The sequence below is a fragment of the Methylotuvimicrobium buryatense 5G genome (assembly GCF_000341735.1).
In the GTDB taxonomy this organism is placed as follows: Bacteria; Pseudomonadota; Gammaproteobacteria; order Methylococcales; family Methylomonadaceae; genus Methylotuvimicrobium; species Methylotuvimicrobium buryatense.
In genome coordinates this window covers 190,951-215,510 of sequence record NZ_KB455575.1, presented here as the reverse complement: position 1 = coordinate 215,510, position 24,560 = coordinate 190,951, and the positions used below count along the sequence as shown (strand labels likewise).

Annotated in this window: 20 protein-coding genes; 5 read left to right on the top strand and 15 right to left on the bottom strand. The window is 48.2% G+C overall.

Annotated features, from left to right (window positions below):
• The first annotated feature begins 168 nt into the window (after window positions 1-168).
• Entirely contained in the window at window positions 169-948 is a 780-nt protein-coding gene (locus METBU_RS0100985; RefSeq protein WP_014149214.1) for a motility protein A, read from the top strand.
• A gap of 452 nt (window positions 949-1,400) precedes the next feature.
• Window positions 1,401-5,048, top strand: coding sequence for a DUF748 domain-containing protein (locus tag METBU_RS25070; protein ID WP_017838844.1), 3,648 nt, complete (start codon window positions 1,401-1,403; stop codon window positions 5,046-5,048).
• A gap of 109 nt (window positions 5,049-5,157) precedes the next feature.
• Here METBU_RS25070 and METBU_RS28360 read toward each other — a convergent pair whose 3' ends face one another.
• Both METBU_RS28360 and METBU_RS23025 read right to left on the bottom strand, forming a co-directional pair.
• Entirely contained in the window at window positions 5,158-5,433 is a 276-nt protein-coding gene (locus tag METBU_RS28360) for a hypothetical protein (RefSeq protein ID WP_201764841.1), read from the bottom strand.
• Window positions 5,420-8,101, bottom strand: coding sequence for a UvrD-helicase domain-containing protein (locus METBU_RS23025; RefSeq protein WP_201764840.1), 2,682 nt, complete (start codon window positions 8,099-8,101; stop codon window positions 5,420-5,422). The genes METBU_RS28360 and METBU_RS23025 overlap by 14 nt, the downstream gene beginning before the upstream one ends.
• A 312-nt stretch (window positions 8,102-8,413) precedes the next feature.
• Here METBU_RS23025 and METBU_RS0100970 point away from each other — a divergent pair, with 312 nt between their 5' ends.
• Together METBU_RS0100970 and METBU_RS0100965 are read left to right on the top strand one after the other, a co-directional pair.
• Window positions 8,414-8,959, top strand: a complete 546-nt coding sequence (locus METBU_RS0100970) for a hypothetical protein (protein WP_017838843.1) — start codon at window positions 8,414-8,416, stop codon at window positions 8,957-8,959.
• A 1-nt stretch (window position 8,960) separates the two neighbouring features.
• On the top strand, window positions 8,961-9,497 hold the full coding sequence (locus METBU_RS0100965) for a hypothetical protein (protein ID WP_017838842.1): 537 nt from the start codon (window positions 8,961-8,963) through the stop codon (window positions 9,495-9,497).
• A gap of 306 nt (window positions 9,498-9,803) precedes the next feature.
• Here the strand turns inward: METBU_RS0100965 and fae are convergent, their stop codons facing one another.
• Window positions 9,804-10,313 carry a formaldehyde-activating enzyme gene (gene fae / locus METBU_RS0100960; protein WP_017838841.1) on the bottom strand — a complete coding sequence of 170 codons (510 nt, stop codon included), beginning with the start codon at window positions 10,311-10,313 and terminating at the stop codon, window positions 9,804-9,806.
• A 631-nt stretch (window positions 10,314-10,944) separates the two neighbouring features.
• Here fae and METBU_RS0100950 point away from each other — a divergent pair.
• Window positions 10,945-11,481 carry a putative metalloprotease CJM1_0395 family protein gene (locus METBU_RS0100950; protein ID WP_017838839.1) on the top strand — a complete coding sequence of 179 codons (537 nt, stop codon included), beginning with the start codon at window positions 10,945-10,947 and terminating at the stop codon, window positions 11,479-11,481.
• A 243-nt stretch (window positions 11,482-11,724) separates the two neighbouring features.
• Here the strand turns inward: METBU_RS0100950 and METBU_RS0100945 are convergent, their stop codons facing one another.
• The 12 genes from METBU_RS0100945 to pheA form a co-directional block, all read right to left on the bottom strand.
• The gene (locus METBU_RS0100945; RefSeq protein ID WP_017838838.1) at window positions 11,725-13,389 is read right to left on the bottom strand and encodes an ATP-binding protein; all 1,665 of its coding nucleotides are present in this window, start codon (window positions 13,387-13,389) and stop codon (window positions 11,725-11,727) included.
• A 272-nt stretch (window positions 13,390-13,661) separates the two neighbouring features.
• Complete coding sequence (locus tag METBU_RS0100940; protein WP_017838837.1) at window positions 13,662-13,883, bottom strand: FeoC-like transcriptional regulator; 222 nt, start codon at window positions 13,881-13,883, stop codon at window positions 13,662-13,664.
• Window positions 13,864-16,188 carry a Fe(2+) transporter permease subunit FeoB gene (feoB, locus tag METBU_RS0100935; RefSeq protein WP_017838836.1) on the bottom strand — a complete coding sequence of 775 codons (2,325 nt, stop codon included), beginning with the start codon at window positions 16,186-16,188 and terminating at the stop codon, window positions 13,864-13,866. The genes METBU_RS0100940 and feoB overlap by 20 nt, the downstream gene beginning before the upstream one ends.
• Window positions 16,188-16,421, bottom strand: a complete 234-nt coding sequence (locus tag METBU_RS0100930; protein ID WP_014148944.1) for a FeoA family protein — start codon at window positions 16,419-16,421, stop codon at window positions 16,188-16,190. Before METBU_RS0100930 ends, feoB begins: the two co-directional genes overlap by 1 nt.
• A 503-nt stretch (window positions 16,422-16,924) precedes the next feature.
• Entirely contained in the window at window positions 16,925-17,170 is a 246-nt protein-coding gene (locus tag METBU_RS0100925; protein WP_017838835.1) for a lipopolysaccharide assembly protein LapA domain-containing protein, read from the bottom strand.
• A gap of 110 nt (window positions 17,171-17,280) precedes the next feature.
• Window positions 17,281-17,586 carry an integration host factor subunit beta gene (locus tag METBU_RS0100920; protein WP_017838834.1) on the bottom strand — a complete coding sequence of 102 codons (306 nt, stop codon included), beginning with the start codon at window positions 17,584-17,586 and terminating at the stop codon, window positions 17,281-17,283.
• A gap of 66 nt (window positions 17,587-17,652) precedes the next feature.
• Entirely contained in the window at window positions 17,653-19,314 is a 1,662-nt protein-coding gene (gene rpsA / locus METBU_RS0100915; RefSeq protein ID WP_017838833.1) for a 30S ribosomal protein S1, read from the bottom strand.
• Between the two features lie 106 nt (window positions 19,315-19,420).
• The gene (cmk, locus tag METBU_RS0100910) at window positions 19,421-20,077 is read right to left on the bottom strand and encodes a (d)CMP kinase (RefSeq protein ID WP_017838832.1); all 657 of its coding nucleotides are present in this window, start codon (window positions 20,075-20,077) and stop codon (window positions 19,421-19,423) included.
• Window positions 20,077-21,396 carry a 3-phosphoshikimate 1-carboxyvinyltransferase gene (gene aroA, locus METBU_RS0100905; RefSeq protein WP_026129956.1) on the bottom strand — a complete coding sequence of 440 codons (1,320 nt, stop codon included), beginning with the start codon at window positions 21,394-21,396 and terminating at the stop codon, window positions 20,077-20,079. The genes cmk and aroA overlap by 1 nt, the downstream gene beginning before the upstream one ends.
• 1 nt (window position 21,397) lies before the next feature.
• Complete coding sequence (locus METBU_RS0100900) at window positions 21,398-22,273, bottom strand: prephenate dehydrogenase (RefSeq protein ID WP_017838830.1); 876 nt, start codon at window positions 22,271-22,273, stop codon at window positions 21,398-21,400.
• Window positions 22,266-23,378 carry a histidinol-phosphate transaminase gene (hisC, locus tag METBU_RS0100895; RefSeq protein WP_017838829.1) on the bottom strand — a complete coding sequence of 371 codons (1,113 nt, stop codon included), beginning with the start codon at window positions 23,376-23,378 and terminating at the stop codon, window positions 22,266-22,268. The genes METBU_RS0100900 and hisC overlap by 8 nt, the downstream gene beginning before the upstream one ends.
• A 94-nt stretch (window positions 23,379-23,472) precedes the next feature.
• Complete coding sequence (gene pheA / locus METBU_RS0100890) at window positions 23,473-24,558, bottom strand: prephenate dehydratase (protein ID WP_017838828.1); 1,086 nt, start codon at window positions 24,556-24,558, stop codon at window positions 23,473-23,475.
• Window positions 24,559-24,560 lie beyond the last annotated feature (2 nt).

Below are 24,560 nucleotides of genomic sequence, written 5' to 3'. Positions count from 1 at the left end.
GCCGAAATTTGACTAGCAAAGGGTATAAACGCGCATTTGAACTCTGAACGGGCACATCTGCTTTTTACGAAGGATTTTGTGACAAATAATTTTCTGGAACCATGAAGTTTGCAGATATTTGCATCATGCCATGCAATCTTAGCCATAAAACTAATAAATAGAGACCCTGTGAAACAACCTGTCTACATGGATTTTGCAACCATCTTCGGCCCATTTGTCGCCTTATGCGCGATTGCCGTCGCTGTATTGCTGGACCACGGAAACCCTTTTTCCTTAATCAACGGACCGTCGATCATTTTAGTCGCCGGCGGTACGCTGGGTGCGACAATGATGGCTTACCCGCTAAAAACCTTCGCTATGTTACCCAAATATATTTGGCAAAGCTTCAGAATGGAAAAGCCCAATCCGCATGCGCAAATTAATTTATTCGTTAAATTAGCCGACCGAGCTCGCCGAGGGGGCTTGCTGGCATTGGAAGAGGATATGCTAAAGATCAAGGACCCGTTTATCCGGAATGCGTTGATGTTGGTTGTCGACGGCATCGCACCGGATGAAGTCCGGCGCGTCATGGAAAACGATAATGAAATGACTTCGCAGCGCCATCAAACAGGTATTGCAATGATGTCGACAATGGCCGGCGTGGCCCCGGCCATGGGCATGATAGGAACCGTCGTCGGTCTAATCGGCGTTATGGGCAATTTATCCGATCCTTCGCAATTAGGCCCTTCGATCGCGGTAGCTTTTTTAACGACGCTCTACGGTTCTTTATTAGGCAATCTAGTATTCAGCCCAATGGGCAATAAACTCAAACAAAAAGATAAAGAAGAAATGTTTATCCGTGAAATGATTATTGAAGGAATCTTAGCGGTACAGGAAAGCGAGAACCCCCGCATCGTCCGGCAAAAACTCGAGTCTTTCCTGCACCCTGCCCTCAGAACCCATCGATAAGTTCAAGGCTAGCGTCGATAACAACTTTCTGTTTTAAAGATCGAGCCTTTTCCGGCTAATCTAAGCAACGCAGCCCGGATAGAGCTTAGCACAATCCAGGAAATTCGGAGCCACACCATTCCCGTATTCCGCTATGCTGCATACGGGCTGCGTACTTTAATTGCATAGCAACTAGGGAAACATCGGAACACTAAACGCCCCTCTCGAGCCGCCTATTCACCATTCACCATTCACCATTCACCATTCACCATTCACCATTCACCATTCACCATTCACCATTCACCATTCACCATTCACCATTCACCATTCACCTTTCACCTTTCACCTTTCACCTTTCACCTTTCACCTTTCACCTTTCACCTTTCACCTTTAACCTTTAATCCCCCTCAATCCTCATTTGGGGTATAAAATAACGACAACCACTAAATTTTTCATGGCGACGCGGAGGCCGAATGAATACCGCTGATTTATCCGAACGGATACAAAATGGATTACGACACCTGATCAAACCCGCCGCAATCCTCTCGATCTTGTTTGCATTTTATGCACTCGCCGGCTTTTGGATCTTGCCGGCCGTTCTGAAAAATCAACTCCCTAAAATCATCAACCAGGAAACCGGGCGCACAGCCGCCGTAGAGAAACTTGCGATCAACCCATTCACATTGGAAATGGCTATACAGGGCTTCGAATTAAAAGAAACCGATGGACAATCGTTCGCGGCCTTCAAAGACCTTTATATCGATATCGCCGGGTTTAACTCGATCGCTCATTTTAAGCCTATCATCGAAAAAATCACCTTGATCGAACCGTTCGTCAGAATCGCCAAGGACGCTGAAGGCGTTTTCAATTTCGCCGATTTAATCGAAGCCGCCCCGGAAGAACAACCTATCGAAAAAGATGCCGAAATATCGGCATTCCGGCTAAGCGGCCTAGCCATTCTGGATGGCTCTGTCCTTTGGGAGGATCTACAACTTGCCGAACCGCAAAAAGAAACTCTGGGCTCAATCTATCTGACGCTCGCCGGATTGAATTCGGTCGATCCCACGCCTGCCCCTTTGCAATTTTCGTTTGTTTCTGACTCGAAAAGTACGCTCGATTGGCAAGGCTCTATCTCACTCAAGCCGCTGCAATCGCAAGGCTCGATTAAAGTAGAAAAAGTTGGTTTGTCGCGAATCGGACAGCTTTTTTTACATGAGGCCGGCGATATCAAAGTCGATGATGGCGATCTGAATCTTTCTGCCGACTATGCGTTCACTGCCGCTGAAGACGGCTTAACCGCCGAAATCAAAGCCATCGTGCTTGACGTCGACAATCTCAAATTCAACATCGCGACAGCGCCCGATCAAACGTCCGGCATTGCAACCAAGTCGATCAAGCTCGAAGCCGGTTACTTAATGACGGTCTCAAACGGCGAACTGATGGTCAAAACCGAAACAGACAACCAACTCCGCGTCGATGATCTGACTCTTAATATGACCACACGCCCAAGCCAAAAGACTGATATTGCCGTCAAATCGATCAATTTAGGCGCCAACTTTGCATTGACAAAGACCGGTGACGATTTGACCATCAAAACAGCAACGCCCAATCAACTCAAAGCCGATGATCTGAACCTCAATATCGCCGCAAACCCCGGCCAAAGGGCCGAAATTGCAGTTAAATCCATCAAGTTAGGAACCAACTACGCCTTAACAATGTCCGGCGATGATCTAAAAGCCAGCACCGATAGCGCCAAACTGCTCATCGATACGTTTAACCTGAAACCGTCCAAACCGTCTGCCAACATCCCGGAATTATCGGCGCGCAACATGACTTTCGATGCTGTCTATACAGCCGAAAGCACCGAAAAAGGTCTCAAACTGAACATAGATCAAAGCCGATTCGATCTTAACAAACTGAAAATGGCCTTCAAGCCGCATACCGAAAGACTCGAAACCGAGTTGAGCCTTTTAACGGTTACAGCCGATGTAACGATAGCTCCTGACATGGCCGTCCAAATCGAAAAAGGCAAAATAGATCTTAGCGAACTCAAATTCGGGGCGGACGGGCAAGATATCGAACTCATCAACATTCCGGCAATAACAGCTAGCGGTATCAAGGCCGATACCGCTAAACAGCGCATTCATATCGCGTCGTTGACATCGAAAGACGCGAAGCTGAAAGCCTGGCTCAACCCGGACGGTCAATTTAACTATCTAGCTCTATTCGGTAACGAGAACACCAAACAAACCGATCCGATACCGACACCCGATAGCAAACCCTGGCAATTCGCGCTCGACTTGCTCACTATCGACGGCTATCGAATAGCGTTTACCGACAAAACTCAAAAAACGCCTGTTCCGCTCACCTTGTCCGGTCTGTCCATCGGCATCGAGCACTTAACGGATCAAACCGATCAAAAATTACCGCTGCGTTTGCACACGAAGGTCAACGAAACCGGCTCGATCGACATCGAAGGTCAACTAGCCCCTGCCCCGCTCTCGGCCGATCTCGATCTTAAAGTCGACACGATCGCGCTAAAAACTTTCCAACCCTACTTGGAAAATCATGTTCGTTTGGACCTCATAGAAGGCGATTTTTCCGCTCAGGGTCAGGCTTTATTAGCCATCGACGAACAGGACGAGCTGGACTTGAAATTTCGAGGCGATGCTCATATAGACAGGCTGTTAACTCGCGATCAAGCTCAACGCAGGGACTTCGTCAAATGGCGCAAGCTTGACCTCGGCAGTATTTCGATTGACCTAGCGGCTAATCAGTTCATTTTTGAAGACATCCGCTTCGACCGGCCTTACATTCGCGTATTGATCAAAAAAGACGGAACGACCAACTTCAACGATATTATCGTAGCGACCGAAACTCCGGAAACCGAACAGACCGAAGCCGAACCCGCTAAACCCATCCATTATCATGTCGGCCGAATCGAGGTCAGAAGAGGCTTGTCCGACTTCGCCGATTATTCTTTGATACTACCTTTCGTCACGCAAATGAATAATCTTGACGGCGTCTTGTCCGGCATTTCATCCAAACCCGGCGCTACCGCCGAGTTGTCGCTGCAAGGCAAGGTTTATAATTTGGCCGATGTCAGCATTGCCGGCAATTATCAAATGGATAGCGGTGATTCAGCGATCGAATTAAACTTCAAGGACATGCCGTTGCCGCTGGTCACTCCCTACATGGCTCAATTTGCCGGTTATAAAATCGAAAGAGGCCAAATGTCACTGGATCTCAAATACACGATCGACCAAGGCAAACTCAACGCACAGAATAATCTTTTCATAGATCAATTCACGCTCGGCGAGAGAGTCGAAAACCCCGATGCGGTATCGCTACCGTTGAATTTAGCGATCGCATTGCTGAAAGACTCCAAAGGACAAATCAGTATCGACTTACCCATCACTGGAAGTCTCGACGATCCGGAATTCAGCGTCGGCTCGTTGGTGATGAGAGCGCTCGGCAACCTAATAAGAAACATAGCCACATCGCCGTTCAGAGCCATCGCATCGATGTTTGACGCGGAACAGGATTTAAGCACAATCACTTTCGAACCGGGTAGCACCAGGATCGCGGAGGCCGAACAAACCAAGCTCGACGCACTGGCCAAGGCACTGAAAGACAGACTGGCTCTCAGATTAGAAATCAGAGGCGCCGCCTTCGAGGCTCTGGACTGGCCGGCACTACGCTCGGAAGCACTGAACGATCAACTGAAATCGATGAGAGCGAAAGAACTCAGAGCGGAAGGTAGAAGAATCCGCGCGGAATATGTCACACTCTCTGAAGACGAGGAGCAGCGTTTGCTTGCGCAACTCTTCATCGAAAAATTTCCGATGCTGGCCGACTATTCGTTCTTCGGCAGACCGAGATTAAAAAACCCCGAACAAGGCGACTTTTACGAAATCGCTCGGCAAACACTCGAGGCGACCTTGGAACCCGATCAACAGCGACTAAACGACTTGGCGGTACGCAGAGCCGGAGCAATACAAAATTACCTGATCGCCGAAGGCGGTATCCCAGGAAACCGGATCTTCCTACTCGCGACCGAACTGAACCCCGTCAGGAAGGAGCCTGGCATCACGGCGACGCTGAGTTTGGGAACACGGTAATTACATTGGATTCAGAAAAGATCGGTTTAGCTTTAGAGGTTAATATACAGGGCACATGTTCAAGAAGCGGCATTCAAGCAAGTGCGCTCCAAGTATTCAAACTATGTTATTAACCGCCCATCATATTCACCAACAACGCCCTCAACTGGTTTTTACAATTTTCCATATTCTTTGCTCTGATCTCGTCCAGTTTGATTCCCCAACCGCTATGTTGGTGTTCATAATCCGGAGCGAGCCGATCCAATAACAAGAGATCATAAACATTGACCCACTCGCCTTCGACCTTCAGCGCCAGATTCGGATTGAAAATATAGTAGCCGGTCCTGACCCGGTAAAACAGTTTTCGATTGTATTTGTCATCCCGGTTGATTTCATTCTTCGACAAAATACTGCTCAGATAAGCGCGTTTTTTTTCGCCTTTCGGGCAAGATAATATTCGGGATGTGTTGTATCGCATCAAGTATATCCTGGGTCGCGAAGCCCTCGAGTCGATAATGCATTTTTTTAGGCATGACCCGGTAAAACAGCGCGATCATTAAATTCAGCAGAAAAAATTCCATCAAGTGCTGATCCAGCTTTATCAGGCGCCCGTCAACCTGAATGCTCATACTGGAAGGCTCCAATTGTTCGTAAATCTCGGCCAATTTCTTTTTGGCATAGGCTTCGTCGCGCTCGCTCTGACCAAGAGCGATTTGAAAGGCATTCAGGCCGTTACCATCGACTTTTTCGGTATCGGCTCCCAATTCGCACAGCGCCTTGACCACTTCGACATTTCCCGTCCATGCGGAAACCATCAACGGGGTTTGGCTGAATACATTGCGAAAATCGGGGCCGTACAAATCGACCTGCTTCAACACCGCATCGGGTTTCTTGAAGGTGTAGGCAATATAATGATTTTGTTGCAGCATCTGCAGGCCCTTTACGGGATTTTGCGCGGGCTTGAAATCGCTTTTGATCAATTGGTTAATCAGGTTACGATCTTCATAAACCAAGGCGTATTCGAAAAGTGCCATTTTGGCTTTCTTATTATTGTCGACGAGCGCTTGTTGCTTCAGATTTTCCAGATTTTCACCGGCAATGACCTGCCAATTCGGTGTTTTTTGCTTCAGAATCTCGCTACGTATACGATCCGCCTGCTCCTGTTTGCCTTGCAATTCGAGTTTATGCGCTTCTTGCCGCCAATCGTCGAGACTCGAATTTTGGTTTGCTAACTCCAACGAATCCCTGGCATCGCGCAGCCCCACCAAGTCGAGCAAAGGCTGTTTCGGGTTACTTTCTATCCAATACAGATTCTTGATCGCCCGGGTCAGCGCGACATACAAGGCGTTGATATAGAATTTGTAGACTTCCAGCGACTTGTCGGTTTTGTCCTTACCGCGCGCATATTTGAGATCTAATTCCAAATCGGCCTGACTGACGCCTTTGCTGATTTCGCGGTAGCGCGCCTCTTCCAGGCTTAGAAAGTTGTACAGAATGATATTTTCATATTCCAATCCTTTGGCTTCTTGAATCGTGAACACCAGCGGCGTGCTGAAGTGTTCGCGGGCCATCGGTTTTTGTTCGGCGGTCATCACGATCACGGCGAACAGCGTCGAAGCCTTGGTTTTTTTATCCAATTCCTGTTTGATTTTGTCGTTATCTTGTAAAAACAGCACTTCGCCCTGGGTATGTCCGTTGCTTTCGACCAAGTAATGGCTTTCCTTGTCGATCGACCCGAAGCGGCGGTTTTTGATCTTCAAAATCCGGTTCGCGATGTCGGTAACCTGCGGCGAATTGCGGTAGTTGGTATTGAGAATCCGGATCAGGTCTTCGGAACCCTGCAAGTCTTCTTGTTTGTAAAACAGCGTCTTAACCTTGGACCAGGAAAAGAAATTCGGATGTACGATCTGATTGGAATCGCCGCACAAGATAAAATCCTGCGTCTGCCGCAACGACTTCATGATCAGGTAAAGCTGAATATTGGTCAGGTCCTGAACTTCGTCGACGACGACAAAATCGTAACGCGGCTCGCTGATCTTCAGATAATCGTGACTGACGACATTGCTGTCGTAAAGCCGATTTTCGCGTAAAAATTCCAGATATTTCTCGAAGATGCCGTAAACCGCTTCGCGCTCCTCGGCCAGAAAAATCGATTCCTTGACCCCCAACGCCAGATAATCCTCGCGGCTGAGCCAGCTTTTATCGGTGGCAGGCCCCGTGATGACGCCGCGAAATTCCTCGAACAGCTTGTGTGCATCTTTGAATTGGCCGCCTTGCCGATGACGGCCGAACCATTGTTGGAAATGTTGAAACGTAACCGGCTTACCTTCCGGCACCTTGATGCTTTCGAGAAATTCCTGAAACGACAGAAAATCGACCTGTTGATCATCATTCCGGTAATGATGCGAGTAATAAAGATCGCGGGAATTTTTGACCAAATAGGCCGATTGCGTAACATAAAGGACATCGCCGACCGCCTGCTTCATCTTTTCCAGCGTCAATGCGGTTTTGCCGCTACCGGCCGAGCCGATCACGATCAACGGCGGATTCAGCGCATAAATCGATTGCTGGCTATCGTCGAAGGAAATAATTTTATCGAGCAGATTAAAGCACTGATGCCCCGTATTCAGATACACCAAGTCTTGCCCGACGTTTTCGTCAGGGGCGTTCAGCACCGGAATTTTATCTTCGTCGACCGTTGCTCCATGACGTAAAAACCGCGAATCTTCATAGGCATGGCCCTTGATCAATTCCAACATCAACGCGTAGGCTTGGCCTTGATGGCGATAAATCGAAAACAGCAGCCGATCGCTACGATTGAGACGAGCGCGAAACAAATTATCGCCGACCTTTTTGACGTCGGCAGACTTGAAATCGCCGGCTTCGAGATAGTTTTTCAACTTGGTAAAGCCGGGTATCGTTTTCGGATTCAGTTCGTTATAAAGCAAGACTTGCATGACGCGCCATTTTGATAAGAAAAGTTTTTGATGTAAGTTTCGATCGCTATCCCCGAGCATCACGAAGTTTTCGAAATAACGATCGACGCCTACGAAACTAAGTTTTGTACAGACCATAGGCCGGTGTACTACCAGGCACGGCAATTGTGTTTGACTCTTGTTTTCGTGCCTTTCGTAAATATTTTAACGTATTTGCGCATAGCTTTAAAATTATGACACGGCTCCCGGAAACTCGTAAAAAGCCCCGTTAATGGCAGCGATTCCCTGTTTGAGTGCTTAGCGTTTTAGAGCTTGAACGGTTTTCAGTATGAAGGGAGTAAATGCCATCACCGTCCGACGTGTAACCTTTTTCCTACATAGAGACGGTATTTTCTATTGCGTCGCATCAAATGATATCATTCCACAACAGACTTCATTATCGGAAAAATCATGCAAGCACTCACAGACCGAGAGCTTTATCAAGCCCTCGAATACGCCAAAAGCATCGACGAAACAACCGGCAGAAAAATCATAGCCAACTTCCAATCCGACCAGACGATGCTCGCGCAGATGCTGTTCGGTATTTTTCCCGGCATCATTGCCGAGCAAAACCAAGACATGGCGCATTTGTTCATGGATTTGTGCTTCGACTTGCTCTGCGTATTTCAAAAAGCCTTCGGCCCTCTGCCCGCACAAAACGAACTTGATATCGATTGGCTTCAAAAACAAGCGATGCTACTCGATACCGAATTGCAAGCCGTGAAGAAAAATCAAGACATGGACGATAAAATCCGGAACTCGTTGCAAGAAAGGATGATTTCAAGAACACACGATGAAACCCCGCAATCCGGACTCATTGCATTTATGAACGCAGCGGTCGATGATTATGCCTCGGAAAATCCAAGCCGGGTGCCTGCCACACAAATCACGCAAGCGCTGATTTTAGTTGCAATCCGCCTATTCAATAACCTCTACACGCATTCGCGGAAATACTGATATGTCGGATATTATGAAATTAACGGTCGGCGAACGATTCGAGCACAATCTGCCCGACGAAGGCATGAGCGTGATTCTGGTCAACGGCACACCGATGCTAACTTTTAATTTTTCGCTGAATAAACAGCAAATCGATTCCTTTTTGAATGGCTCGTGTTCGTTCGGACTGTTTACCGAAAACGATGCGCTGTTTTTTTTGTTTAAGATCGATAATTTTTTGGAATGGTCGGACTTAGCCTTCACGATTCATTTAGCCGGCGATGAAACTGTCGCAACCGGCCCCGGCTATCTGCCGTTCAATCTCGTATTGGTCGATTCGGCCACGAGTATCGTCAAAGGCTTGCGCGTCGTGACCACAACGCCGGAATTCGGCGCCATACTGGCTGACATCACCAAACGGCAGGCCAAGCAGCCATTCGATACGATTGCTTATTACAAAACGATCGGCGACATTTACGAAAAATACCCGTCGGCTAGCGACATGCTGAAAAAAGCGCTAATCGTCGAGGAAGGCGGGATTACATTACCGAAACACTAAAACTTAACCGAATACCGGACAGATCTCGTCTTTTATCGTTTAGATTGTGAGAATACTGCAATTTAGTTAAGGAGACTCCGTCATTCCGCCATGGATGGCAGCCTCTTGAAGCACATTCGAGCTCGAATGCTTGCATTACTTATTCTGCGACGGATTAACTTAATGGCAGTGGATTAAGAGAGGGGGAGCCATCCATGGCATCGAATCTTACTATGTGGCTCCTTCACATTATCCTTCGAGTCAATGCAAACCGGCTATCCTGCCGATTTGTCCGGCCATCCCGGCCGGAAACGGTCAACTTTTTCCTTAATTTGCCGCAAATGGATGCGTCGCAGTCGCTTTTCCGGTGACAACTTCCTGAGCTGTTGGAGAACCGGCAACGGCACGCTCGATAGCTTCTTTGGTCGCTTCGTAGTTGTATTGTTGAATTTTGGCGTCGTCTTCAGCCATCCAGTGGATGAAAACACCTACCGAAATAAACAGATTGTCGGCTTCGTCGGCAGGAATAGTGCCGTTTTCGACCGAATCGGCAACCGCCATCGCCACACCACGCTGAGCGGGTCCGAACATTTGTACGGCTTGCTTGGAACCTTTGATCGTGACTTTATTGAACATCACGGTCGAGGGTTTTACCATCAAGTTAGGGGCAACAACAGCCAGCAAGCTGGAGAAACCGTCTTTGTTGTTGGTCAGGCAATTTGCGAAAGCGGTTTCGGCAGCCGAACCGCGTGGGCCGATAATCAGATCGATGTGCGCGACTTCGTTGCCGTCGCCTACCAATGATTCGCCTACGCGTAAATTACTGATTTTTGCCATGCTTGTTGACTCCTTAAAAATAAAGATGAACAGAGTTTAAAAATTAAACTAAAACCTAATACGGCACATTCCGTTTAAGTCGTGAGGCATTGTAATGCCGATTCCTTTCAGGCACCTTTCATGGAATTTTCAGAGCCAATCAACCTTAAAATACGGTTGTATACCTTTCGCAATTCAAATTTCGGCAATGGCAGAGGATGCGTCGGGGCGTTCGACAAAGGCTTTGCCAGCATGGAACTGGCATAGAGGCTACAGGGACGTATTTACGGCGTCCTGTTAAGCGAGTCACCGAACGCATCAAAGGGTATTGCTTGAAGAACTTATTTTGTGCATATTCCTAAGGAACGAGCATGAAATAGTTTTGGAAGGGGGGTTGGTGGCTCGATTGACAGGTGTCGGCGGCAGGGCAGATTTTTGCTCCTGCAAAATCTGCATTCATGCCATCCATGGCAATCAGATTCCGCCGCCAAGCCTACATGGATGTATTCACGGCGTCCTGTCAAACGAGTCACCAAACCGCCACAAAGCCTACTACTTGTATAAGTTATTTTGTGCATATTCCTAAGCGGAAATTTTAAACCCTATCGAACAGTGCAGGCTAACAAATGAAACATTGGCAAAAGGTGAGATTATGCTGCCGGAATTAACCAACATTCAACCCGCTTTTGTAGGATTTAATTTTCGAAATACGGTAGCTGCCGAACAAAATCCTAACGCTTCCGAAAACGACACTCAAATCCAAGGACGAGACACAAGCCTTGCGGATGATGCGCAATTTTCTATCGAGGAACAGCGTCAAATCGAGGCATTAAAGGCCCGAGACGCCGAAGTTAGAGCTCATGAGCAAGCGCATGTGAATGCCGCCGCGGGCATTGCCGTCAGCGGCGCAAGCTTTTCCTATCAAACCGGACCCGACGGAAACCGCTACGCTATTGGCGGCGAAGTCCAAATCGACACATCGCCGGTCCCCGGCGATCCGGAGGCAACGCTGAGAAAAGCCGAATCTATTCGCAGGGCGGCACTTGCTCCGGCGCAACCATCCTCTCAAGATTTTAGTGTGGCAGCCAACGCCGCCAGAATGGCAAGCGATGCCAGAATTGAACTTCTCAAACAAACGCAGGAAAACGCCGACCCTAAGTTTGGCACCACTATCGATATCGCCGTTTAAACCTGAAAAGAACAGTTGGCATGTGTTGTAGACCGTTCGTGCTGAGCCAAGTCGAAGCATGAACGGTCTACAACACTTTCACCGGCCAGGTGAAGCCTCAAACTACCGCCCATCCTTCGACGAGAGGCTCTCCTGAGCGCAGCCGAAGGGCTCAGCGCGAACGGTAGTTTGAGGCTCTCAACTGCATTTTTTAGGTTAAACGCAGGTGTGGACCAAAATTCACCTAGAGAGTAAAAGAAGACATTATTTTCGGGTTTGAGTGCGCCATAACTGCACAATTTGATCCACATCCAAATCGTCAGGGCCTTCACGCCAACCCGTATAATAATCCACGTCATTACTTTTCGGCTCGGGATTAGGGCGATAGATCTGCACGCGCGTCGGCAACGGCGCAGCCTCACCCAGCACTAACGCCTCACCTCTTCCGAGCGAGGTTAAAATATCGGTCAAGTCGCCTTCGGCTTCCGGAACCAATCCGCGTATATAAGCTTGATCCTCGGGGTTGGTAGTTCTCAGGCAAAAAAACGAACTGCATTGGGCTAACATCGTTTCCGATAATTCGGTCGGCCGTTGGCTAATTACACCGATCGAAACGCCGTATTTTCGACCTTCCTTTGCGATACGCTCCATCATCTTTTTCGTACCTTCGAATTGACCGCCTTTTTCACGCGGGATATAAGCATGAGCTTCCTCGCAAATCAGCGTGATCGGAAATTCCCTGCGTTTCGGATTCCAATAATTGAATTCATAGGCCAACCGGCCCACTTGTGCGGAAACGGCCGGCCGAACATCGGTCGGCACCGAACTTAAGTCGACAACGGTAATATTGGCCTTGTTATCGCCCAATCCGATGAACTGCCGAAGTAAATCGGCCATACCGGCGGAAGTGTTACGTTTTTTCGGCTTTAATAAAAAATCGTAACGCACATCATTGAATCGGCTTTGCATTCTGACTAAAAATTCGTCGAATTGACCAAATAAGGCGCCTTTGCTTTTACCGAAATCCTTACGCTCTTCATTGGCGTTCTTGAACTGCATATACAATTCGGCTAGGGAAAAATAAATCGGCGTATCGATCGAAACCACGCCTAAACCGATTTCCTTTGCTTCCTTCCGCTTGAGTTGTTGCAAGATTTCACGCATGAATGCCATCTGCATCGAAGCGCCGCTATCGTTGCGATCGATAAAGAGATCGACCAATTCCGCATAGCTCATCATCCAATAAGGCATCTCCATGTCCATCGCATCGACATAGTTGACTATGTCGCTAGGAAATGCCGATTGAATCGCGCCATTATCGTCCTTCCAACAATATTCGCCATGGAGATCCAACATGATCAAATGAGCCTTCGGCATGGCCTTGATGGTATGCTGAATCAAACTCGTGACTGTCCAGGACTTACCCGAACCGGATTGCCCGATGATCGCAAAATGCCGTCCGAATAAAGCGCGAGGATCGAGACTGAGATGATATTCCTTATGCGACGCTAACTGGCCGATAAAAAATTCGTAATCTCTAAAGGCAGAAAAAATAGCGTTAATTTCGCTTAAGCCGACAGCGTAAACTTTTGCACCGGGCGTCGGATAATGTCTAACGCCGCGAACAAATGTGCCGTTTTCCTGGATTTCCCCGACCGGAATCAACGAAATAAACCGATCCGCCTTGCGTATCCCGACCGAATCGAAACGATCGCGCTCCCACATTTTAAAAACCAAAGCCAGAACGCCAATTGTTCCTTGCCTTATAACGACATACGAACCAATATGACCGGCAAGGATTTCTTCATTACCGATTCGAATAATCGGCAAATCGGAAGAATGCTGTTCCGCTATTCTGGCCTCCATGCCATCGCCGCGCACTTCGGAAAGATAGCCGATCAGAATACTATTTAAGGGTTGCTCGGACATTATGTGCTTCCTATCAATTCAAAGATATTAAGCATTTTAGACGAAATTTAAGTTTTAAACCTCGTTCGGATGTTTTTTGGCTGTCATTTCAAATTTGGAGAAAAAACACGCTATCAAACGACATGAATTTAATCCGATCGTGTTTTAAGTGAAAAATAGCGCCCACCTTCCTTACTTCGCGAAGCTAGAGCTTCGCATACCGATTTCCCAAGCTGGAGCTTGGGTAACAGCGAATTCACCTTTCATCTTTCACCTTTCATCTTTTATCTTTTTTAATCAACCCATTCATAAAATTCGGTCAATGCCGGGTCGCATTTACAACAACTGGTTCCGCATGACCCATTCGGCGATGACGATTTAATTTTTCCTTTACTGATCCACTTGCCCAACATGCCTCTTATCGCATCGGCATCCATATCGAAATGATTGACCAGATCGACCATCGCCACTTTATGCCTTTGCTTGATATAGTCTCTAAGATCGGACAGTATCACCGGTTTTCTCCTGTTGTACGGGGTTGCTGGAATTTCTCCCGGATAAGCGCAACACTAACAACACCAATAAAAAGAAAAGACTTAGCCCAATCAACCATGTCAACGAATAACTCGGGTGATCGCTAAAGGTCGATAATTGATAGAAAAATGTCGCGGTCATATAGGCAATACCGGTCGTCCAAAAGACGACAAACAATGTCCAGCCCAGATTAGTTTCTCGATAGATCGCCGCCGTCGCCGCAACGCAAGGCGCATACAATAAAATGAATAATAGATAGGCGAAAGCCCCGGCTTGACCGTCGAAACTGACTCGCATTGCCCCGTAGGTTCCTGCATCGACGTCTTGGTCATTGACTGCGGTTTCAATGTCGAGCCCCAATGGATCCAACAGATTGCCGGCAACACCCAATAAGTTTTCAGGAATCGTCTTCACCGCCTCACTCAGGGCTGCGACTAAATCGAAACCTTCATCGTCAGCCTCAGCCTCATCGAACGCCATTTGGCTGTAAAGAGCATTCAAAGTACCGACTACGGCCTCTTTAGCCAACACGCCGGTAAAAATACCGACCGTGGCCGGCCAATTGTCGCTCTCTATGCCCATAGGTTTGAATACCGGCGTCAAGCCACGGCCTATTTCGCTTAGTACCGATTGATCGCTGTTTTCACGACCGAAACTACCGTCCGTACCCATCGCATTGAGAAAGTTCAAAACCAATACCATCGGCACGATCACCTTACCGGCATTGAAAATGAAAGTTTTGAGTCGATCCCAAGTTCTAAGTAAAACACTCCGCAGGCGCGGAATATGATAAGCCGGCAGTTCCATGATAAATGGCGTGGCCTCGCCCTTGAATAAGGTATGGCGCATAATCAGGCCGGTAAAAACCGCCACCGCAATGCCGATCAAATACAATCCGAACACTAAATTTTGTCCGCCGACCGGGAAAAAAGCCGCCGCGAACAAAGCATAAACCGGCAACCGAGCACCGCAGGACATGAACGGGTTCATCATATTGGTTAGAATACGATCACGTTGATTTTCCAGCGTTCTGGTCGCCATGATTGCAGGTACGTTACAACCGAAACCGACGATCATCGGCACGAAAGATTTTCCCGGCAAACCCATCATGCGCATAAAACGGTCCATCACGAAAGCGGCACGCGCCATGTAGCCGGAATCCTCCAAAGCGGATAACACCATAAAAAGAAACCCGACAATAGGAATAAATGTCGCGACAACCTGAACGCCGCCGCCCGCGCCTTGAGCGATTAAAACCACTAACCACTCCGGCCAATTCAGTTGATTTAATACAAACGCTAAACCATCGACAAAAAAAGCTCCGGTCACTTGTTCAAAAAAATCTATGAAAGCGCTGCCGATATTAATCGTGAACATGAACATCAAATACATCACCAGCAAAAAAATCGGTATGCCTAAAAAGCGATTCAACACCAAGGCATCAATTCGCTCGGTGGTATGCCGATTTAATTGTTGAGTATGGATCACGCAACGCTGAGTCAATGAATTGACGAATCCATAGCGGGCGTCGGCGGCTAGAATATCGATTTCGTCATCAGCTTCGGTTTCAATTTGTCGTTGCAGCGCCGCAACAGTCCCTTTGAGTTCATGGCCGGCAATTTGTTTGGCCAAAGTGTCGTCTTCGAGCAAACGAACGGTCAACCAACGCAGGTCGCAATGGTGCTGTTCGGCCAGCGGCTGCAATAATGGCGACAATTTGCCGATAGCTTGTTCCAAAGTCGGCGCATAAGGAATATCGAGACTCGGAACGGGCTTATCCTGCGCGGCACGATTGATGACTTCTTTTAAATGCCCTATCCCTTCTCCGGTCGATGCACTGATTGGCACAACCGGGCAACCCAATAGATTGGACAGTTCATCGACATCGATCGCCACGCCTTTTAGACGAGCGGCATCGATCATGTTCAGCGCGATCATCATCGGCACCCGCATTTCCAGAAGCTGGGAACTCAAATATAGATTACGTTCGATATTTGACGCATCGACGATATTAATGATCAAATCCGCTTCCCTAGCCGCTACATAGTCTCTGGCTACTTTCTCATCGAGAGAAACATCGTCATCGGCCGCTTCCAGGGAGTAGGTACCGGGCAAATCGACCACACGGACGATTTTATGATCGAATCGATATTCGCCGGTTTTCTTTTCGACGGTCACACCCGGCCAATTGCCTACATGCTGTTTAGAGCCTGTCAAAATATTGAACAGCGTCGTTTTACCGCAATTCGGATTACCGACGACGCCTATCGTAAAATCGATTGCCATTAAATTTTCTCGATCAATAAGACAGATGCTTCATCCTTGCGTAATGTCAATGAAAAACCACGCAGCTTTATCTCGACCGGGTCCCCCATTGGAGCAAAGCGAGTGACACAAAACTGTGTGCCGGGCGTTAAGCCCATCGCCAACAAGCGTTTTCGGTAGGCCTTTGCAGATTTATCGAATCCGGTTATGCGGCCGCAATCGCCAACGATGAGGTTCTTTAAACTTAAGTTCATTCGCTTAGCCTCTTAGTCTTGGATACCCAAAACAATATAATAAGTAATAATGATTCTCATTAAATGACTATATCATAACTAGACTTAAGGTCAAAACATGGTTTTCCGAACTTGTTTGATATTGGCGGGTCGAGCGCAGTACGCGTCTCTTGCCTTGATTATTCGTGCATGAGAAAGCTCAACATAACAACGCTTCGCTTGATTGATTATACCTTTCGCACTTCAAATTTCGGCAGTGTCTAAGGAGGCACCGGGGTGCTCGGCAAAGGCTTTGCCAGCATGGAGCTGGCATAGAGCCTACAGGGACGTATTCACGGCGTCCTTTGACGGGCACCCCGGCGCCGAATTTTGATCTACGAGGAGTATATAAAGGGAGTAACAATGCTTCGCTTGATTGATGTAGTAGAACCGATTCGTCCTACTTGAGGTCGCCGATGGTTGACGATTTATATGAATTTTCCCATGAAATATGTGAACTCCATGGTTAGCTATCCGATTAAGGACTATTGACCTTTTTCGATTTTCTTCATTAATTTTGCATATTGGCTTTTCAATTTAAATGAACTAATACCGGAAACCAATACGCCAATGATAATACCCGCCAGCAACTCTAACGTTAAAGCCAAAGTGAGCGGCATCGAAATAGTAAAGAAATAAAAATGGATTTGAACTGTGTGAAAATTTAGAACGGAAAAGATCAACGCAACAATGAAAATACTGATGAAAATAACGATCGAGAGAAATTTCATTATTGTCCAATTGTTACGTTGATTGGGAATATCTGTCAGTGCCTAATTTATGAAACACTGGATTGGCAAAGGAATATTTAACAATGCCAAGCAGTTTGACGAAACGGCGATTAATCCGTTATTTTGCAATGCTCGCGAGACATATCAACCCTATCTCTAAGCTCCTTACCGGGCTTGAAGTGCGGTACATATTTTTTGGGCAGGGCCACCGACTCACCGGTTTTAGGATTGCGCCCCATTCTAGCTTCGCGTTCACGTAACGAAAAGCTGCCAAACCCCCTAATTTCTATTCTTTCATTGGAAGACAACGACTGACTCATCTGTTCGATGATGCATTTGACCGCCAACTCGACATCTTTTAAAGCTAGATGCGGCTGATGTTTTGCGAGTGCTTCTATTAATTCCGATTTTGTCACATTCTATCCTGCGAAAATGAATAAAATCAAAAGGGTGCGCCCCATGGCGCACCCGTCTGCATGACTTTACTTTTCCATTTGCTTGAAGATATCGCCCAAGGTAGGCGTACCCGCAGGCTGTTGAGTATAGTCTTTGAGGGCTTCGGACTCTTCATCCTGATCCTTTGCCTTAATCGACAAGGAAATCGATTTGCTCTTTTTATCGACACCGATAAACTTCGCTTCGATTTGCTCGCCTTCTTTCAGTAACGTCCGAGCATCTTCAACGCGGTCGCGTTGAATCTCGGAAGCACGCAGGTAACCTTCAACATTATCGGCTAATGTGATGACAGCGCCCTTCGCATCGACTTCTTTAATCGTTCCGTTAACGAGACTGCCTTTTTCATGCAGTGCTAGGTAGTTTTGGAACGGGTCTTGCTCAAGTTGCTTAATACCCAACGAAATACGTTCACGCTCCGCGTCGACTGCCAAAATAACGGTTTCTACCTCGTCGCCTTTCTTGTAATCGCGCGCGGCAGCTTCAGTATCGTCGGTCCAAGAAATATCGGACATATGAACCAAACCGTCAATACCGCCATCCAGTCCAATGAAAACACCGAAATCGGTGATCGATTTGATTTTGCCGGAAATTTTGTCGCCTTTGTTATGAGTCGCGGCAAATTCATCCCATGGATTGGTTTGGCATTGCTTCATACCCAACGAAATGCGGCGACGCTCTTCGTCGATTTCCAAAACCATGACTTCGACTTCATCGCCCAATTGCACGACTTTGGAAGGATTGACGTTTTTGTTGGTCCAATCCATTTCGGAAACGTGCACCAAACCTTCAACGCCTTCTTCGATTTCGATAAAGCAGCCGTAATCGGTCAGGTTATTGACTTTACCGAATACGCGAGTACCGGCCGGGTAACGACGAGCGATGTTTTGCCATGGATCTTCACCCAATTGTTTCATGCCCAACGAAACGCGGTTTTTCTCTTTATCGAATTTTAGGACCTTGACTTTAACTTCCTGGCCTATTTCAACACACTCGGAAGGATGACGAACTCGGCGCCACGCCATATCGGTGATATGCAACAAGCCATCAATACCGCCCAGGTCAATAAAGGCGCCGTAATCGGTCAGGTTTTTGACGATACCGGTGACTTCGGCGCCGTCATGCAAGGATTTGAGCAGTTCTTCTCTTTCTTCGCTGTATTCTTTTTCTACGACAGCGCGACGCGACAATACAACATTGTTACGTTTTTGATCGATTTTGATAACCTTGAATTCCAGATCGCGGTTTTCCAAGAAAGTCGTATCCCTGATAGGACGAACATCGACCAATGAACCGGGCAGGAACGCTCTCAACGCACCCACGGCAACGGTAAAGCCGCCGCGAACCTTGCCGGTAATACGGCCGGTAATGGTTTCTTCTTTTTCGAAGGCCTGTTCCAATTCGATCCAAGCTTTGTTTTTCTTGGCTTTATCGCGGGAAAGAAGAGTGGCTCCCAAGCCGTCTTCAAATAAATCGAGAGCGACTTCGATCTCATCGCCGACTTCTACTTCCAAATCACCATCGGCATTCAAAAACTGCCATTTCGGGATCACACCCTCTGATTTGGCTTGGGTGCTGACAATCACGAATTCATTTTCGATATCGACAACGGTACCCATTAACATTGCACCAGGACGCATTTCGGTCTTGGCTAAACTTTCTTCAAATAATTCAGCAAAGCTTTCGCTCATTGTTCTTCTTTCCCAAGCTTGTTGTAAATAGGCACAAGCTTCATATAAGTTATCAAGGTTAAAAAAAAAGCCGCTTAATACTGCTTGCGGCGTATGTAAATACTACTCAGCGAATCAAATTTACTATCTGCTCAATGACCGTCTCGATGGACATATCGGAAGAATCGATAAAAACAGCATCATTAGCCTGCATCAACGGCGCGGCTTTGCGCTGTTGATCGCGGCGATCCCGCTCTTCAATCTCTTGAGTAATGAGCGAAAGGTTAGCATCAATTCCTTTTTCTTTCAACTGTTTATATCGGCGCATCGCTCTTTCTTCAGCACTTGCCGTTAAAAACACCTTATTTTGAGCATCAGGAAATACGACGGTACCCATGTCCCGACCGTCTGCAACCAAACCGGGCGGCTTTTTAAAATCCTTTTGTTTTTGCAGTAGAACCTTTCTAACTTCAGGCAACGCGGCGACCACCGAAGCTGCATTGCCTGTACTTTCAAGACCCAATTGACCGGTTATATCCTTACCATCAAGCTTAACGGTCAATTCGTCGGCGGATTCGAACTCCAATACCATCGCTTTGGCAACTTCCGCAACAACCGCCTCGTCGCTCAAGTCGGCTCCTGCGGCAATGGCGGCAATGGCCAACGAACGATAGATCGAACCGCTGTCCAAATAGTGCCAACCCAATTTTCTCGCAATTGCCCGACTGACCGTGCCTTTACCGGCGCCGGACGGACCGTCGATTGTCAATACCGGAACCGACATTAGCCTTGCTCGGACTGCAGTTTTAAACCCAGGGCCGGAGCGATCTCTATGAACTCCGGAAAGGATGTATTGACGTTTTCGCAATCGTTGATGACGATTTTTCCGTCGGCTCTGAGCCCGGCAATTGAAAAAGCCATCGCGATACGATGGTCGCCATGCGACTCGACCGAACCCGAACCGATTTTTCCGCCTTGGATGATCATGCCGTCCGGCGTCGGCTGAGCATCGACTCCCAAAATTTTTAAGCCATCGGCCATGACTTGAATCCGGTCGGATTCCTTGACCCTGAGTTCTTCGGCGCCGGTCAAACGGGTTTGTCCTTCGGCGCAAGCCGCAGCAACAAACAATACCGGAAATTCATCGATCGCCAGCGGAACCAATTCCTCAGGAATATCGATGCCTTTCAATGGTGCCGATTTAACATGCAGATCGGCTACCGGTTCTCCACCGACGATACGCTCGTTCAATATTTCGATATTTGCACCCATCAGTCGCAGAATATCGATCACACCGGTACGAGTAGGATTGATACCCACATGATTCAGCACGATATCGGAACCTGGCGCAATGGATGCTCCGACCAAAAAAAACGCCGCTGAAGAAATATCGCTGGGCACATCGATATCGGACGCCGTGAGTCTACCTTCGGCAGTAATCGTCACCCTGGCCCCATCTTTTTCGACCGGATACGAAAAACCGCTCAGCATCCGCTCGGTATGATCGCGTGTCGGCGCCGGCTCGGTAACGCGGGTCGCCCCTTCTGCGTACATCCCAGCCAATAACAAACACGATTTGACTTGCGCGCTAGCCATTGGCATTTGATAATCGATGCCTTTAAGTTTGCCGGCCTGCCCTTTGATATGCAGCGGCGCCGTGCCCTTTTCCGTCGTTTCAATCACCGCACCCATTTGCGCCAACGGATCGGTAACCCGTTTCATCGGCCTGCCGGACAAGGATTTGTCGCCGGTCAATACCGAGTCGAAAGCCTGCCCTGCCAACAACCCGGAGAGTAAGCGCATCGATGTGCCCGAGTTGCCAAGATACAATGGTTTTTGCGGCGCCTTCAAACCGTGTTTGCCGACCCCATGAATCGTCAATTCGCCATTTTTCGGCCCTTCGATAACGACCCCCATGTCTCTGAATGCCTGTAGCGTCGCCAATGCGTCTTCGGCTTCGAGAAAGCCTTTGACATGCGTGACGCCATCGGCCAGCGAACCGAGCATGATAGAACGGTGAGAAATCGACTTGTCGCCAGGGACCCTTGCTTGCCCATTTAATGAACCGCCGGGTTGTACAGTGAAAGTTATCGTTTTAGCCATTTTAATTTGTCAATTGATCGAGAAAACGCTGCCGGGCTTGACCCGCGTATGTGAAGGTTTGAAAAATCTGCTGGCTATCGTCGTTTTCGAGAGCCAGTTCCATCGTATCCAATTCTTGTTTAAGCTGTTGAATCAGCGGTATTAATTTTTGTCTATTGGCCAAACAAATATCCAGCCACATGGTCGGATCGCTTGAAGCGATGCGCGTAAAATCCTTAAAACCACCGGCTGCGTATTTAAATATTTCGACTTGCTCGTCCTTACGTCCGAGCAAATCGACCAACACAAAAGCCAATAAATGCGGCAAATGACTGGTCGCGGCTAGTATCGCATCATGATGATCGACTTCCATGATCGACACGATCGCTCCCAAGCGCTGCCAAAACTGCTGAATTGATGCCGTCGCCTTCGGATCGGTTTGCTCAACCGGCGTGATAATCAGTCGCTTATCATCGAATAAACCATTCACCGAAGCCGTTACACCGCTTTGTTCGGCTCCGGCAATCGGATGGGCCGGGACAAAATTACTCGGCACGGACCCGAACACTCGCTTAGCGGCATCGACGACATTGCCTTTGGTACTGCCGACGTCGGAATAAACGGCTCGATCGGACCAATAAGGCTGCAACTCGCCAAGTACCTTTTCGATTGCGCCGACCGGCGTCGCGATGACGATGCAGTCGGCATCCTTCACGGCCGCTTCGAGGTTTATAAAATACTCGTCGACGACACCCAACCGCCGAGCTTCTTTCAAATTATCGAGATCTATTTCACGACCGTAAGCGACGATAGTCTTACACAAGCCTCGATCGCGTGCAGCACGAGCTATCGAGCCGCCGATTAACCCGACGCCAATCAGACACAGCTTATTAAACATCAGCGAGCACAGCCTGTAACGCCTCGAGACAACGGCTATTTTCGGTGGGCGTACCGATACTAATGCGCAAATAGTCGGGCATTTCGTAATTCGCGACCGGCCTTACGATGACGCCTTTTTGCAACAAAGCCTGATAAACGCCGTCTCCCGAACGCTTGACATCGACCGATACAAAATTGCCGGCCGACGGAATCCATTCCAGTCCGAGCTGACGGAATCCATCGATTAACTGCTGCATGCCATCGTTGTTGGTCGCTATCGTACGTTGCAAATGCTCATGATCTGCAAGCGCCGCTTCAGCCGCCGCCAATGCAAGCATATTATTATTGAAGGGTTGGCGCACTCGATTCAAAAAATCGGCAACCCTCGGATTGGAAAAACTGTAACCGACACGTAAGCCCGCTAATCCGTATGCCTTGGAAAAAGTCCGGGTCACGATCAAATTGGGATGGGCAATCAACCAGGCGATTGAGTCGGCACGGCTTTGCGGGTCGATAAATTCGTAATAAGCTTCGTCCAAGACGCAAAGCACATGACTCGGCAATGCCGCAATAAAATGGCGCAGCTCATCGGGCGCCAATAAGGTGCCGGTCGGATTATTTGGATTCGCAATAAAAATAAGCCGGGTTTTATCATTGACCGCCGCCAACATCGCATCGAGATCATGCCCGTATTCGCGCGCCGGAATAACGACGCCGGTAGCACCGACGGCCTGCGTCACAATCGGATAAACGGCGAATGCATGCTGCGAAAAAATCACTTCATGAGCCGGTGTTAAAAAAGCTCTGGCCAGTAACTCCAGAATTTCATTAGAACCGTTACCCAATGTAATTTGCGACATATCGACGCTAAATTTTTCGGCCAACGCGCGTTTCAACTTGAAGCCGTTACCATCGGGGTAACGCGCCAAATCCGGCAAGGTCGCATGAATCGCCGCCAACGCCATTGGACTCGGCCCTAGCGGGTTTTCATTCGATGCCAATTTAACGATATCGCTCAGACCTAATTCGCGCTCGAGTTCTTCGATCGGTTTACCGGGAACATAAGGAATAAGGCGCTGCACGCCAGGCGTGGCCAGGGAATAAAAATTATCGGTGATATTCATTAATAAATATGATTTTAAACGTTATACGCACGAATAACGCTGATTAAGCCGACTATCAAGAAGCTAGACGCTCCGGAATTTACGCGTTTCATTTTTATAAAACCGCCTTCGGGTACGATCCCAATATATTCAACATACTGACTCGGGCACCCAGCATTTTTAACGCCGCCGCGACATTTTCGTCCTCGGCATGACCTTCGATGTCAATAAAGAACACATAATCCCACAGACCTTGACGCGACGGCCTCGATTCGATATGCATCATGCCGATACCGTGATGCGCGAACGGCTCCAAGACTCGATAAAGCGCGCCCGGCTGATTGCCGGTCGACACCAACAGCGAGGTTTTATCCTTACCGGTCGACCCTGAAATCTGGCGACCGATAATGATGAATCGGGTGGTATTATTCGACTCGTCCTCGATGTTGCCTTCGATGACCGAGAGCCCGTAAAGTTCGGCAGCGAATTTTCCAGCTATCGCCGCTTTATCTTTCGAACCGGCAGCTAAGCGAGCCGCCTCACCGTTACTGTTGACAGCGGTACGTTTCGCATCGGGCAAGTGCAGATCCAACCATTGACGGCACTGCGCCAAGGATTGCTGGTGCGAAAAAACCTCCGCGATATCCTCAAGACTCCCGGCATTACCGATTAGATTATGATGAACCCGTAATTCAACCTCGCCGCAAATCTTCAGCGGCGAACTAACGAACCGATCCAAGGTATGATTGACCACGCCTTCTGTCGAATTTTCGACCGGCACGACGCCGAACTGACAATGCTCGTTTTCGACCGCATTGAATATTTCCGCGATCGTCGTAGCGGGCACTGCATTGACCGCATGCCCGAAATGCTTAATCGTTGCCTGTTGAGTAAAAGTACCTTCCGGCCCCAAAAACGCGACGTCCAATGGTTTTTCAAGCGCTAAACAGGCCGACATCAACTCCCTAAAAAAACGCATCGCGGTTTCATCGGCAAGCGGACCTTGATTGAGCGCCTTAACCCGTCTTAATACCAACGACTCCCTATCCGGCCGGTAAAAACATCCCGATTCACCTTCCGCCATCTTGGTTTTAGCCACTTCGATGGCACAAGACGCGCGTTGATTGATCAACTGCAGAATCTGTTCGTCGATCGAATCAATTCGTGCCCTTAAATCGGCAAGAGGAGTAATTGAAGTCATGT